Annotated in this window: 12 protein-coding genes; 5 read left to right on the top strand and 7 right to left on the bottom strand. The window is 63.9% G+C overall.

Going from position 1 to position 13,134, the window contains the following annotated elements:
* Window positions 1–39 precede the first annotated feature (39 nt).
* Window positions 40–1,065, top strand: coding sequence for a LacI family DNA-binding transcriptional regulator (locus C8K58_RS02710; RefSeq protein WP_027608509.1), 1,026 nt, complete (start codon window positions 40–42; stop codon window positions 1,063–1,065).
* Window positions 1,066–1,100: 35 nt separating this feature from the next.
* Complete coding sequence (gene iolG / locus C8K58_RS02715; protein WP_108572923.1) at window positions 1,101–2,105, top strand: inositol 2-dehydrogenase; 1,005 nt, start codon at window positions 1,101–1,103, stop codon at window positions 2,103–2,105.
* Here iolG and C8K58_RS02720 read toward each other — a convergent pair.
* Window positions 2,093–3,256, bottom strand: a complete 1,164-nt coding sequence (locus C8K58_RS02720) for a GGDEF domain-containing protein (RefSeq protein ID WP_027608507.1) — start codon at window positions 3,254–3,256, stop codon at window positions 2,093–2,095. The genes iolG and C8K58_RS02720 overlap by 13 nt on opposite strands.
* Window positions 3,257–3,366: 110 nt before the next feature.
* A complete protein-coding gene (locus C8K58_RS02725) occupies window positions 3,367–4,578 on the bottom strand; it encodes an MFS transporter (RefSeq protein ID WP_065942074.1) in 1,212 nt (403 codons plus the stop codon).
* Window positions 4,579–4,675: 97 nt separating this feature from the next.
* Between C8K58_RS02725 and C8K58_RS02730 the strand changes: the two genes are divergently transcribed.
* On the top strand, window positions 4,676–5,497 hold the full coding sequence (locus tag C8K58_RS02730; RefSeq protein ID WP_027608505.1) for a helix-turn-helix domain-containing protein: 822 nt from the start codon (window positions 4,676–4,678) through the stop codon (window positions 5,495–5,497).
* On the opposite strand, the gene C8K58_RS02735 is transcribed toward C8K58_RS02730, so the two are convergent.
* Together C8K58_RS02735 and C8K58_RS32880 are read right to left on the bottom strand one after the other, a co-directional pair.
* Window positions 5,454–8,063 (bottom strand): EAL domain-containing protein, encoded by a 2,610-nt coding sequence (locus C8K58_RS02735; protein ID WP_108572924.1) that lies wholly within the window; start codon window positions 8,061–8,063, stop codon window positions 5,454–5,456. The genes C8K58_RS02730 and C8K58_RS02735 overlap by 44 nt on opposite strands.
* 203 nt (window positions 8,064–8,266) lie before the next feature.
* Window positions 8,267–8,539 (bottom strand): helix-turn-helix domain-containing protein, encoded by a 273-nt coding sequence (locus tag C8K58_RS32880; protein ID WP_305890655.1) that lies wholly within the window; start codon window positions 8,537–8,539, stop codon window positions 8,267–8,269.
* A gap of 78 nt (window positions 8,540–8,617) precedes the next feature.
* Here C8K58_RS32880 and C8K58_RS02745 point away from each other — a divergent pair, with 78 nt between their 5' ends.
* The gene (locus tag C8K58_RS02745) at window positions 8,618–9,361 is read left to right on the top strand and encodes an SDR family NAD(P)-dependent oxidoreductase (RefSeq protein WP_027608503.1); all 744 of its coding nucleotides are present in this window, start codon (window positions 8,618–8,620) and stop codon (window positions 9,359–9,361) included.
* Here C8K58_RS02745 and C8K58_RS02750 read toward each other — a convergent pair.
* Both C8K58_RS02750 and C8K58_RS02755 read right to left on the bottom strand, forming a co-directional pair.
* Entirely contained in the window at window positions 9,313–10,518 is a 1,206-nt protein-coding gene (locus C8K58_RS02750; RefSeq protein WP_108572926.1) for an MFS transporter, read from the bottom strand. The two genes, C8K58_RS02745 and C8K58_RS02750, sit on opposite strands and share 49 nt — an antisense overlap.
* On the bottom strand, window positions 10,515–11,537 hold the full coding sequence (locus tag C8K58_RS02755) for an alpha/beta hydrolase (RefSeq protein WP_108572929.1): 1,023 nt from the start codon (window positions 11,535–11,537) through the stop codon (window positions 10,515–10,517). Before C8K58_RS02755 ends, C8K58_RS02750 begins: the two co-directional genes overlap by 4 nt.
* A 165-nt stretch (window positions 11,538–11,702) precedes the next feature.
* Between C8K58_RS02755 and C8K58_RS02760 the strand changes: the two genes are divergently transcribed.
* The gene (locus C8K58_RS02760) at window positions 11,703–12,626 is read left to right on the top strand and encodes an AraC family transcriptional regulator (protein WP_108572931.1); all 924 of its coding nucleotides are present in this window, start codon (window positions 11,703–11,705) and stop codon (window positions 12,624–12,626) included.
* Here the strand turns inward: C8K58_RS02760 and C8K58_RS02765 are convergent.
* Window positions 12,601–13,107: a GAF domain-containing protein gene (locus tag C8K58_RS02765; RefSeq protein WP_027608500.1), complete on the bottom strand. Its 507-nt coding sequence runs from the start codon at window positions 13,105–13,107 to the stop codon at window positions 12,601–12,603. The two genes, C8K58_RS02760 and C8K58_RS02765, sit on opposite strands and share 26 nt — an antisense overlap.
* Window positions 13,108–13,134 lie beyond the last annotated feature (27 nt).

The following is a 13,134-nucleotide window of genomic DNA, read 5'->3' on the forward strand; positions in this document are numbered from 1 at the left end:
CGCCTAAAAAAGACCTCATAAACACCTCAGGCGAAACCCATGCTCGAACGCGCCAAACACTTCTCCATCAAGCAGCTCGCGACCCAGGCGGGCGTGAGCAAGGCCACGGTCGACCGCGTGCTGCACCAGCGCGGCAGCGTGCACGCCCAGACTCGCCGACGTATCGAGCAGGCGCTGGATGAACTGGAATCCCAGGAGAAAAACGGCCTGGCGGTAGGGCGCACCTTCCATGTCGACGTGATCATGCACACCCCTCAGCGTTTCAGCGCCGCAGTGCAGGCGGCGATCACCGCGCAACTGGCCAGCCTCGCGCCGTTTCGCATCGCCCCGCGTTTTCACCTGTTCGAAGAAATCGAACCCCAGGCCATGCACGATCAGTTGCTGCGCTGCCTCGACACCGGCAGCCAGGGCGTGGTGCTCAAGGCCGCCGACGAACCGGCGGTGAACCAGGCCGTCAAGCACCTGATCGCGGCGGGCATCCCGGTGGTGACCTTGGTGACGGACCTGCCGCAAAGCGAACGCATCGGCTACGTCGGCATGGACAACCGCACCGCCGGCCAGACCGCCGCCTACCTGATGTCGCGCTGGCTGCCGGCGTTGCCCCAGGACGTGGCGGTGGTGATCGGCAGCGAGTTGTTCCGGGGCGAGGAGGAGCGCGAGATGGGCTTTCGCGCCTGGCTGCGCGGGCGAGCCCCTCACCTGCGGGTGCTGGACGTCAGCGGCGGCTATGGCGTGTACCCGCGCACCTTCGAGCGGGTCACCCAGGCGCTGCAACAGCATCCCGGCCTCAAGGCGGTGTACAGCGTCGGCGGCGGCAACCGTGCGATTGTCGACGCCTTCGCCGCCCTGGGTCGCCCGCTGGAAGTGTTTATCGGCCACGACCTCGACGAAGAAAACCGCCAACTGCTGCTGGACGAAAAAATCGCCGCGATCATCGACCACAACCTGCAGATCGATGCCCGCCACGTGTTCCTGCACATCCTGCATTACCACCGGTTGTGGAAGGCCGGGCCGATTGCGCCGTCACAGGTGCAGATCGTCACCCCGTTCAACCTGCCGGACTGAGTACTCCCTCCAACAACAACATCAGGAGTTCAACCATGCTACGTATCGCTGTTCTAGGTGCCGGGCGCATCGCCAGGATCCACGCCGCCAACGTCGCCGCCCACCCGAATGCCACGCTGGTGCTGGTGGCCGACCCCTGGCGCGAAGGCGTCGATGCCCTCAGCCGCCAACTGGGCTGCGAGGCGGCCTACGATTGTGCCGCCGCCCTCACGCGCAAAGACATCGACGCCGTGGTCATCGGCACCCCCACCGACACCCATATCGACCTGCTGTTGGCCGCCGTCGCCGAGGGCAAGGCGGTACTCTGCGAGAAGCCCATCGACCTCGATATCGCCAAGGCCCGCAGCGCCGCCCAGGCCGTGGAGCGCCAGGGCGGCAAGGTGATGCTCGGCTTCAATCGCCGTTTCGACCCCGACATGCTGCGCCTGCGCCAGGCCCTGGATGCCGGCCAGATCGGCGCGGTGCGCCAGGTGATCATCACCAGCCGCGACCCAGGCCTGGCGCCGCGGGATTACCTGGAACACTCCGGCGGCATCCTGCGCGACATGACCATCCACGACTTCGACACCGCCCGCCACCTGCTCGGCGAGGAACCGGTGGAAGTCAGCGCCATTGCCAGCCGCCTGGTGGACCCGAGCCTGGAACAGATCGACGACTACGACAGCGTGATGGTCCTGCTGCGTACCGCCTCCGGCAAGCAATGCCATATCAACTGCTGCCGCCAGGCGGTGTACGGCTACGACCAGCGGGTGGAAGTCTCCGGCGCCCTTGGCGTGCTGCTCACCGACAACCATCGCCCCAGCACCCTGCGCCACTGGAGCGCCGACCACACCGAAGCGCTGGAACCGTTGCAGCATTTCTTCCTGGAGCGTTACGCCGATGCCTATCGCAATGAGCTGACCCGGTTTATCGATGCGCTGAACAGCGGCCAGGCACTGCCCACCAGTGTGCGCGACGGGTTGTATGCGCTGCATCTGGCCGATTGTGCGTTGGAGTCGGTGAGGACGGGGAGGTGTGTAGCGGTCAGTTACGACCTGTAGGCCCCGGTCCGATCAACCAGCCGAATGCTGTCCCGTCCGCCACGCTTGGATTCATACAGCGTGGTATCGCCCTGTTCGATCAGCGCCGCCAGGCTGGCCGGCGGCTGGTCGAACAGGGTGGCGCCGATGCTCAGGGTCACCGGCGCGGGCGTGGCGAAGGTTTGTGCGGCCAGTTGCTGGAACTGCTCGCGCAGGCTGCTGCCCAGTTCGACGATCTGCTCGGTCGAGGCCGGGTTGAGCAGGATCACAAACTCATCACCGCCCAAACGTGCGGCCAGCGCGCCTCGGGGCACGACGGCGCGAATCATCTCGCTCAAGGCGATCAGCACGCGGTCGCCGGCGGTATGGCCGTGGAGGTCGTTGACCGACTTGAAGTTGTCGATATCGATCAGCAGCAGGGCGCCTGGTTGTTGCGCCGACACCTGGGCCAGCAGGCGCGGCGCGCGCAGGTCGAGGGCGCGGCGGTTGTAGAGGGCGGTGAGTGGGTCGCGGGCGGCGAGGCGGGCGATCTGCTGTTCGCGGCGGTAGCGCTCCGAGCCGGTCATTGACAGCGCAATCAGCATGATCGCCATGGCGCCTTCCACCAGGGACACCTGGATGATCTCGCCCTTGAACGCCGCAAGGTCGATCAAGGTGCCGGGGATCACCACCGACAGCGCCTTGGCCACGTAGAACATGCCGTGGACCAGCAGCACATAACGCAGTTGCACCGCGCCGATGCTCAATGATCGGCCGTGGGGCCGCAGCAGGAAACTGGCGCGCAGGGTCGGCAGTGCGACCAGCAGCGACTGCACGCCCAACATGGCTTTGGACCACGGCAGGTCGGTCGGGAGCATCAGCATGCCCAGCCACACGGCCAGCAGCAGCCACCATCGCGGCGACAGGCGTACCTGGGTAAAGCGCGCGACCCCGAGCAAGAACAGGCAGTGCGCGGCCACCAGCAAGCCGTTGGCAAACCAGATGCCGATGAGCAGGTAGCCATTGATGCGCAGCAGGGCCAGGGTGGAGCCGACGGTGATGGTGGCGAAACCGGCGCTCCAGAACAGCAGCGAAGGTTCGCGTACGCTGCGCCATTCTATGGCCAGGTACAGGGCAGCAGCAGCGGCCAGGGCAACGGTGAGTGCCAAAATCGTAGGAGGGTCGAGCGTCATTTCGTGCCGGGTCTGCCTGGGTGTGCGTTGAGGCTGGGGATTGTAAGCGCACACGCAGGTTTTTCAGAGCCCAAAGGATAATGGCATACAGCCATCCGATGATCGGCGGTCTAGACGCCTTTGGTCGACGGCAGCAGTATCGTCAGGATGCCCACCAGTGGCAGGAACGAGCACAGTGTGTAGACGTACTCGATGCCGTGGCTGTCGGCGAGCAGTCCGAGCAAGGCCGCGCCGATCCCGCTGAAGCCGAACATCAGGCCGAAAAAGATCCCGGCGATCATGCCGACATTGCCCGGCACCAGTTCTTGGGCAAACACCACGATGGCCGAGAACGCCGAGGCGAGGATAAAGCCGATCACCACGCTGAGCACGGCGGTCCAGAACAGGTCGACGTAGGGCAGGGCGAGGGTGAACGGCGCGGCACCGAGGATCGAGAACCAGATGACTTTCTTACGCCCGATCCGGTCGCCGATCGGCCCGCCCGCGAAGGTGCCCACGGCCACCGCACCGAGGAACAGGAACAGGTACATCTGGGAACTCGATACCGACAGGTGGAATTTTTCAATCAGGTAGAACGTGAAGTAGCTGGTCAGGCTGGTCATGTAGAAGTACTTGGAGAACACCAGCACCGCCAGCACCACCAGGGCAAACGTCACGCGGCCCTTGGACAAGCCGTGGGTGGCCTTGCCGCCTTGCTTGAGCTTGAACAGGTTGAGGTGGTTGCGGTACCAGCGGCTCAAGCCATACAGCACCAGGATCGCGAACACGGCAAACAGCCCGAACCAGGCGATGTTGCCCTGGCCGTAAGGAATGATGATCGCCGCCGCGAGCAACGGCCCCAACGCGCTGCCGGTGTTGCCGCCGACCTGGAAGGTCGATTGCGCCAGGCCATAGCGCCCGCCGGAGGCCAGGCGTGCGACGCGCGAGGTTTCCGGGTGGAAGGTCGACGAGCCGACGCCCACCAGGCCTGCCGCCAGCAGGATCGCCGGGAAGCTGCCGACAAACGCCAGCATCAGGATGCCGACCAGGGTGCAGACCATGCCCGCCGGCAGCAGCCACGGTTTGGGATGCCGGTCGGTGTGGTAGCCGATCCAGGGTTGCAGCAGCGAGGCGGTCAGCTGGAACGTCAGGGTGATCAGGCCGACCTGGGTAAACGTCAGGCCATAGTTGGCCTTGAGCATCGGGTAGATCGACGGCAATACGGCCTGGATCAGGTCATTGATCAGGTGCGCCAGGGCACAGGCGCCGAGGATACGCAGGACTAACGGGCTTACGTGGGGCGGACTCGAGGTGGCGGCAGGTGATGCGGTCAGGGTCGACATGCAGGCATTCCATACAAGGCAGCGAACAGGGGCAGCGAGTACTTGAGCAGGCTGCCCATTTCAATTTGTTTCAGAGCTTATGCTAGATTCGCCAGGAATGCCTGTCTCGCGTAATTCGGGAGGCAACCATCGTAAAAAGGGCGAAATGATCAAATCACTGGATAAATTTTTGCAGGAAATCGATGAGGGCGACTGGGCTGTCATCAGTTCGGCCACCGATTATCCGGAAAACTGGGTGATCCCCGACCACAGTCACGAAAAGCATCAATTACTCTACGCCACCGAAGGCGTGATGGTGGTGCATTCGGCGCACAACCAATGGACGGTGCCGCCCCATCGCGGCTTCTGGATGCCCTGCGGGCACGTGCACTCCCTGCGCTGCGTGGGCGCCCTGAAAATGCGCAGCGTGTTCGTGCGCCCCGACAGTTTCCCCAACCTGCCGACCGAGACCAAGGCGGTGAGTATCTCGCCGTTGCTCAGCGAGCTGATCAAGGCCTCCGTGAGCTTGAAACCGCCCTATGCCGAAGACTCCCGCGATGCGCGGATCATGCACTTGATCCTCGACGAGCTGGCGCTGTTGCCGGCCTTGCCGCTGTCGCTGCCGCAGCCCGCCGATCTGCGGATCCAGCAGATCTGCCTGGCGTGGCAGGAGGACCCGGGCGATGCCTCCACCGTGGCGGATTGGAGCGAGCGCCTGGCCCTCGACCAGAAAACCATCCAGCGCCTGTTCCGCAAGGACACCGGCATGACCTTCGGCCAATGGCGCCAGCAGGCGCGGCTGCTGCTGGCACTGGAGCGTATCGCGGTGGGGCAGAAGATTATCGACGTGGCCCTGGAGCTGGGCTACGAAAGCCCCAGCGCATTTACCAGCATGTTCAAGAAACAGTTTGGCAAGACCCCGAGTCATTTTTTCCGCTGACGTCGGCGCAGTAGTCGTCCAGCAAACCGTTGAATGCGTCGATATCCAGCGGTCGGCTGAGGAAGTAGCCCTGGCCTTCTTCACACGCCACGCTTTTGAGCATGGCCAGGTGCTCAGCGGTCTCAATGCCTTCGGCCGTGACCGTCAGGGCAAGGGCACGGCCCAAGCCGACAATGGCTTGGATAATCGCCTTGTCATCCTCGCTTTCCTCCAGGCGGGTGAGGAAGCTGCGGTCGATTTTCAGGCCATCGAACGGGAACGCCCGCAGGTAGCTGAGGGACGAATAGCCGGTGCCGAAGTCATCCATGGCAATGCGGATGCCCAGTTGCTTGAGCGTGCGCATCACCTCAAGTGCGCCGACGGCGTCCTCGAGCATGACGCTTTCGGTCATTTCCACCTCAAGGCGCGCAGGGTCGATACCCGAGGCGTCCAGGGCGTGGCGCACGCGCTCCACCAGGTTGCCGCGCTTGAACTCGGTGGGTGACAGGTTCACCGAGACGAACAGCGTGTCGGGCCACTGCGCCGCGCACGCACACGCGGTGGCCAGTACCCAGTCACTCAGCGCCAGGATCAGCCCCGATTCTTCGGCAATCGGAATAAAGGTGTCCGGGGCGATCAGCCCGCGTACCGGGTGCTGCCAGCGCACCAGGGCTTCGGCCCCGACCATCTGCCCATCGGCGATGCGATAGCGCGGCTGGAAGTGCAGGCGCAGTTCGGCGTGCTTGATCGCAAAGCGCAGATCGCTCTCCAGGCGCCGCCGCTCGATGATCCGCGTATTCATGTCCCCGGAGTAAAAGCGCCAGGTATTGCGCCCGGCGGCCTTGGCCTCATACAGCGCGATATCGGCGTAGCGCAGCAGTTCGGTGGCATCGCGGGCATCGGTGGGCGCCAGGGCAATGCCGATACTGGCACTGATAAACACCTCTTGTTCGTCGATTTTGATCGCCTGCTCGATGGACTCGATCAAGCGCAGGCACAGGCTTTCGACTTCATCCTGGCTGCCGGCGTCGCTGAGGATCAACACAAACTCATCGCCGCCGACGCGAGCCACCAGGTCACCATGGCGCACGCAAGCAGCCAGGCGGGCGGACACTTGATTAAGCACCCGGTCACCGGCGGCGTGGCCGAGCAGGTCATTGACCGGCTTGAAGCGGTCCAGGTCGAGGCTGAGCATCACCAGCGGCTGCTCGGCGCTGGGCAGGGCCTTGAGTTTGCCGTCCAGGAATGCCTGCAGGCGCGTGCGGTTGGGCAGCCCGGTCAGGGCGTCGTGTTGAGACAGGTACTCGATGCGCCGACGTGCTTCGACTTCTTCGGTGACGTCGGTGGCCGTCCCGCGAAACCCGCCACAGGGCATTTCCCGGGCCGACAGCCGGGTTGTGCGCTCCTGTCCCTGGGCATCGATATAGCGGCATTGCACACTGATGTCCACGCGCCGGCCCGGAGTGCTCAGCCACTGCGACAGCAGGTCGGCCTCGGTGTCCAGCAGGTCGCTCATGGCCGCCCCGAGCCAGGCTTGCCGGGTCAGGCCGGTGACGCTTTCGAAACGCTCCGACAGGTAGGTAAAACGCCAGCCGACATCGATTTCCCAGACCCAGTCCGAGCTGGCCTCCACCACGTCACGAAAGCGCGCCTCGCTGGTGGCCAGGGCGGCCTGGCTGTCCAGCAGGGAGGTGTGGCTGGCATCCAGGGCGAGGGCGGCGGCGGTGGTGCGGCGCAGTATCACCCAGGTCATCAGGCACACCAGCAACGCGGCCAGGCCCAGCAGCGGCAGGCCTACGCCCATCAAGCGCAGGCCGGGCCGGGCCGGTTCCCAGTGCAGGCTGCCGGCGGCGCCGTTGTCGCCCAGGGGGAAAACCAGGGTCTGGCCGATGTCATCGGGCGTGGCCACATGCAGCTTGCCCACGCCGAACTCATCGCCGATTGCGTGCAACTTGGCGCTGTTGAGGACATCGACAAAGATCAATACCGAGGCCGGCCGGCCATCGGGCACTACCGTGGGGTCGGTGCCGGGTGTGATCGCGGCGGCGGCCACCAGTGCCGGGCTGCCGCGTACATTGATGAACGCCGTGACCGGTGTTTCGTTTTCAGCCCCGGCACGCGCCTGCTCGATAATTTCGGTCAAGGGCTGGTCGAGCCACTGCGAGAGCTCGACGCTTTGCAGCTCGCCCTTGATCACCGAGTAGACCGTGCGATTGTCGTTATCGGCCACAAACAGGCCTTGGAAACCGAAGTCCTGATACAGCGTGGCGCCGACGTTGCCGCGCGCGTAGGCCCAGTCGCTGTCGACGGTCATGTGCAGGTGCTTGTAGGCATCGCTCCAGAAGGCGTAGTCCTTGACGGTCACCCGCAGGGACTTCTCCAGGGATTGCACGGCTTTACGCGTATAAAACGCGCTTTCCTGCTGTTCGGAGTGATCCAGTTCGTGCGCAAGGTAAACCAGGGAGTAGGCGGCGGCGGCAAAGACCAAGGCCAGCAACGCCACGAAATTGAACAGCGACGTGCGCGCCAGCGACAGGCTGCTGCGGTCGGACAAGGTGCGGACGATAGGGGCGAGAGAGTTCGGCATGGTTTCCCGCAGGACGTCGCTGCAAGTCATTGGTATGACGGGTTATCGGCGGTGCGGGTAAAAAACTTAGCGCTTCGGTGTTGGCGGGCGTTGAAGCGCGGTGCGCCCTCGGGATGGCGGCTTCACCGGCAGGCTGTCGCCGTATTCAGCCCACCACGCCATCAGCGCCTGCAGGGTCGGCGCGAGCGCGCGGGCTTTGGCGGTTATTTCATATTCGACCGGGGCGGTACTTCGGCGAACACCGTGCGGGTCACCAGGCCATCGTCTTCCAGCTCGCGAAGTTGGGCCGTGAGCATATGTTGGGTAATGCCGCCGATGGTCTTGCGCAGCTCGCCGAACCGATAGACCCGCTGGTTCAACAGCCACATGATTTCCAGTTTCCACTTGCCGCTGAGCAGTGAAAATGCACGCCGCATTTCTTCATGCATATTCAGCTTTTCAACGCTTTTAGTCTGGTTTTCCATACTGACTGCCACTTTTTCATCCTACTTGTGCGAATTCATCTCCGCGGGGATCTTAGCTGAAATTCATCCCTCACAGACTGGAGAAAACACATGTCCCGACTCAACGCAAAAGTCGCCATTGTCACCGGTGCCGGACGTGGTATCGGCCGCGCCACGGCCAAGCTGTTCGCGGCCCAGGGCGCCAAGGTCGCCGTGGTGTCGCGCACCCCGGAAAACGTCGCGCGCGTGGTGGCCGATATCCAGGCCGCAGGCGGCACGGCGCTCGGCGTGGTGTGCGACCTGGCTGATGCGGCGCAGGTCAGCGCAGCGGTGGCGAACGTCGTCGCCACCTATGGCGGCATCGACATTCTGGTCAATAACGCATTCGACCCGTCCGTGGTGTTTTCCTCGGTGCTCGAGTTGCCGGTCGAACAACTGCAACGCAACCTGGACATGGGCCCGATCGCCTACCTGCGCACCATGCAAGCCTGCTACCCGTACCTCAAGGCCAGCGGCGCAGGGCGGGTGATCAACTTCGGTTCGCTGGCCGGCATCATCGGCATGCAAGGCTACGCGCCCTACAACATGGCCAAGGAAGCGGTGCGCGCGCTGACCCGCTCGGCCGCGCGGGAATGGGGCGTGGATAACATCACCGTCAATAACCTGCTGCCGGTGGCCGATACCTGGGGTGATAGTTATGATGCGCCGGCACCCTCCAATGTGCTCGGGCGTTATGGCTCGCCGGAAGACGACATCGCGCCGGTGGCGCTGTTCCTGGCCAGCCAGGATGCGCAGTTCATCACCGGCTACAGCCTGACACCGGATGGCGGGCAGATCATCGACAGTGCGCGTTGACTGACCCGCGCAGCGGCCCAGGCGAGTATCGCCGCCATGCACAGTAGTGCGGCGCTCAAGGCAAACGTCACCTGGTAGCCGCACAGGTCAAACACCACACCGCCCAGCGTTGCCCCGGCGGCGATTGCCAGTTGGATGATGGCAACCATCAAGCCGCCCCCTGCCTCGGCATCCTCAGGCAGGTTTTTTGCCAGCCAGGTCCACCAGCCCACCGGCGCGGCGGTGGCTACCAGGCCCCACACACCGAGGAGCGCGGCGGTAATAACGGGCGAACTGCCGAATGCGACCAATGCCAGGGCGATCACCGCCATCAATACGGGAATGGCGATCAGCGTGGGGTACAGGCCGTTCTTCAGCACACGCTCGATCAGCAGCGTGCCGGCCAAACCGGCCAGGCCGAGCACCAGCAGCATCAACGACAGCAGCGATACACCCACCTGGGTAACACCTTCCAGAAACGGCCGCAGGTAGGTGAACAGCATGAACTGGCCCATGAAAAACACGCTGACGGCCAGCATGCCCAGGGCCACCGGGGCGCGCTTGATCAAGCGCAACAGGTGGCCGTTGCCGGCCTGGCGACGGGGTTTGATCGACGGCAGGCTCAGCAGCAGCCACAGCACCGCAACCACGGCCACCGGCACCACGCAGAAAAACGCGCCACGCCAGCCGATCAAACCACCGAGGAAACTGCCCAACGGTGCTGCGATCACGGTTGCCAGTGCGTTACCGCCATTGACGATAGCCAAGGCGCGCGGCACCTGGCCCTCGGGCACCAGGCCCATGGCGGTGGCTGCCGACAGCGACCAGAAGCCGCCGATGGCCACGCCGATGAGGGCGCGGCCGAGCATGAAGATCAGGTAGTTCGGCGCGAGCGCTACCACGCTGCCGGACACGATCATCAGCAAGGTCAGCGCGACCAGCAGGCGCTTGCGATCCATGCGCGCCGCCACTCGGGCGATCACCAGGCTGGTGAGCAAGGCAAACAGGCCTGACACCGAAATACCCTGGCCGGCCTGGCCTTGGCTGATGCCCAGGTCGGCGGCCAGCGGGGTCAACAGGCTCACCGGCATGAACTCCGAGGCCACCAGGGCAAAGGCCGCCAGGGACAGGGCGAAGACGGCGCCCCAGCGGGGCGCGTGAGGGTTTATCGAGATCACTTCAAGTGACTGTTAAAGAAGCTGGTGAGCTTGGCGAAGGGGATCAGGTTGACCCGGTCGTAGAGGTCCACATGGCCGGCGTTGGGGATGATCACCAGTTCCTTGGGCTCGGCGGCACGGTTGTAGGCGTCTTCGCTGAACTCGCGGGAGTGGGCGTCGGCACCGGCAATCAGCAACAGCGGGCGAGGCGAAATGGTCTCGATGTCGTTGAACGGATAGAAGTTCATGAACTTCACGTTGCTGGTCAGCGTCGGCATGGTGGTGGTCTGCGGCGACGCGCCGGCCGGTGTGACTTCACCGCGCGGTGTGCGGTAGAAATCGAAAAACTCATCGCCAATCGGGTTGCCGCTCCGCTTGAGCGGCGTGCCGCTGGTGTAGAGGGTCTCGCCGCCCTGGAATTCCACGTAACGCTGGTTGGCCGCCTGCACCAGCACCTGCCGGCGTTGTTCCGCTGTCATGCCGTGCTTGAGACCGTTGCGGTTGGCGGCGCCCATGTCGTACATGCTGACCGTGGCAATGGCCTTGAGGCGTGGGTCGATCTTGGCCGCCGCGATGGCAAAGCTGCCGCTGCCGCAGATGCCGATCACGCCGATGCGCTCACGATCGACCAGCGGCCGGGTGCCGAGGAAGTCCACGGCGGCGCTGAAGTCTTCGGCGTAGAGGTCGGGCAGCACCGCATTGCGTGGTGTGCCTGCGCTTTCGCCCCAGAACGACAGGTCCAGCGACAAGGTGACAAAGCCCTGTTCGGCCATTTTGGTGGCGTAGAGGTTGGCGCTCTGTTCCTTGACGGCACCCATCGGGTGGCCGACGATCAGCGCGGCATTTTTCGAGGCCGGGGCGAGCTGTTTGGGCACGAACAGGTTGCCCGCCACCGGCATGCCGTATTGATTGTTGAAGGTGACTTTTTCGACGGTCACCTTGTCGCTTGTGTAGAAGTTGTTTGCACCGTTGGACATGTCGGCTCCCAGAGAAGAGAACGAAATCACCAGCAGACTCAGGGTGAGCAAGAGGCTTTTCATGGATGGATCCTTGAGAAGGGGGTCGGCACATTTTCCCGGCGTGGCTGAGGGTTCTGTAGTGCGTTCCACTGGATTACTTGCCTGATCCTCTGAGTCTGGCGGGTTGCCGGGGACGTAAGCGGGCCGGTCGGGGTAAAGTCCAACGATCAGAGCGAAGGGCCCTTTATGAAGATCAATCAAATGCCCCTGGACGTGCTGGTCCACGCGATCGGCTCAAGGGTCTGCATACCCGGCGACTACCCCATGCCCATCCCCGGCCTGGGCTTTTATCGGCGTGAGCAGCCCGCGACACCCGTGGTGTGCATGGTCGAGCCGAGCATCGTGCTGGTTGCCCAGGGTGAGAAGCGGCTGTGGGTCGGCGGCGAGGGGTACCCGTATGACACGGCACGATTTCTGCTCACGTCGCTGGATATACCGGCCAACTCCGAAGTGCTGGTCGCCAGCCCGACCCGCCCGTGCCTGGGCCTGACCTTCAAGCTCGACCTGCGCATCCTGGCCGAGCTGATCGCCCAGGGGGCGTTGCCGCCAACGCGTGAGCGGGCGGTGATGAAAGGCGTGGGGATTGGTGTCGTGACCGGCGCCATGCTCGCCTCCTTTGCGCGCCTGGTTGAATTGCTTGATGAGCCCGAAGCGATACCGGTGCTCGCACCCTTGATCCAGCGCGAGATTCACTTCCGGCTATTGCAGAGCGACCATGCCGGCCGACTGCGCCAGATCTGTTCCGTGGACGGGCAGGGTTATCGGATTGCGCGGGCGATCGATTGGCTCAAGCTCAATTACGACGTGCCGTTGCGCGTGGACGAACTGGCCGCGCGTGTGCAGATGAGCGCGGCGACCTTTCACCATCACTTTCGCCAACTGACGGCGATGAGCCCGCTGCAGTATCAGAAATGGCTGCGCCTCAACGAAGCGCGGCGCTTAATGTTGAACGAGCACCGGGACGTGTCCAGTGCGGCGTTCAAGGTCGGCTATGAAAGCCCGTCGCAGTTCAGCCGCGAGTACAGCCGGCTTTTTGGTGTGCCGCCCAAGCGCGATATGGCCATGCTGCGCGGCAAAGCGCCGGTCAGCGATCCGCTGGCGTCAAGTTAGCGTAGAAGATGCAGCCGATCAGCCGCGCAAACAGGCTGAGGGTTTCCGGCAGGTTGGGGTCGTCAAACAGCATCGCCCGGGAATCCAGCGCACACAGTGCACCGAACAGGCGGCCATCCGGGAGGAAGATCGGCGCCCCGGCGTAGCTCTCGATGGCGTATTGCTTGACCACCGGGCGCGTGGCAAAGCGGCCATTGGCGCTGACCTGCGGGATGAACAGGGTCTGCGGGTTGATGCAGAACTCGCTGCACAGGGTGGTTTCCAGGTCGAGCACGTCATCGGCATGAATGCCCATGTCGAAGGGGTCGTGCGCTGAACAGACAATCCATTCCAGGTCAGTGAACTTGGCGATGCCGGCAAAGCGCATGCCCGTCAGGCGGGTGACCAATTGCAGGATGCTGGTGGTGGCTTCGATTTCGGCGATGGCAGCGCGTTCGTCGGCGCTGAGTAACGCGTGTGCGGCGGTGAAGCTTGGAAGCATGGTTGAACACTCCACTGGCGTGGCGGC

It is taken from the genome of Pseudomonas sp. GV047 (assembly GCF_003058245.1).
In the GTDB taxonomy this organism is placed as follows: Bacteria; Pseudomonadota; Gammaproteobacteria; order Pseudomonadales; family Pseudomonadaceae; genus Aquipseudomonas; species Aquipseudomonas marginalis.

Excerpts from the sequence above, each read along its gene's own strand:
- C8K58_RS02725 (WP_065942074.1), bottom strand. The coding sequence starts at position 4,578 with ATGTCGACCCTGACCGCATCACCTGCCGCCACCTCGAGTCCGCCCCAC.
- iolG (WP_108572923.1), top strand. The coding sequence starts at position 1,101 with ATGCTACGTATCGCTGTTCTAGGTGCCGGGCGCATCGCCAGGATCCAC.
- C8K58_RS02755 (WP_108572929.1), bottom strand. The coding sequence starts at position 11,537 with ATGAAAAGCCTCTTGCTCACCCTGAGTCTGCTGGTGATTTCGTTCTCT.
- C8K58_RS02765 (WP_027608500.1), bottom strand. The coding sequence starts at position 13,107 with ATGCTTCCAAGCTTCACCGCCGCACACGCGTTACTCAGCGCCGACGAA.
- C8K58_RS02760 (WP_108572931.1), top strand. The coding sequence starts at position 11,703 with ATGAAGATCAATCAAATGCCCCTGGACGTGCTGGTCCACGCGATCGGC.
- C8K58_RS02745 (WP_027608503.1), top strand. The coding sequence starts at position 8,618 with ATGTCCCGACTCAACGCAAAAGTCGCCATTGTCACCGGTGCCGGACGT.
- C8K58_RS02720 (WP_027608507.1), bottom strand. The coding sequence starts at position 3,256 with ATGACGCTCGACCCTCCTACGATTTTGGCACTCACCGTTGCCCTGGCC.
- C8K58_RS02710 (WP_027608509.1), top strand. The coding sequence starts at position 40 with ATGCTCGAACGCGCCAAACACTTCTCCATCAAGCAGCTCGCGACCCAG.
- C8K58_RS02730 (WP_027608505.1), top strand. The coding sequence starts at position 4,676 with ATGCCTGTCTCGCGTAATTCGGGAGGCAACCATCGTAAAAAGGGCGAA.
- C8K58_RS02735 (WP_108572924.1), bottom strand. The coding sequence starts at position 8,063 with ATGCCGAACTCTCTCGCCCCTATCGTCCGCACCTTGTCCGACCGCAGC.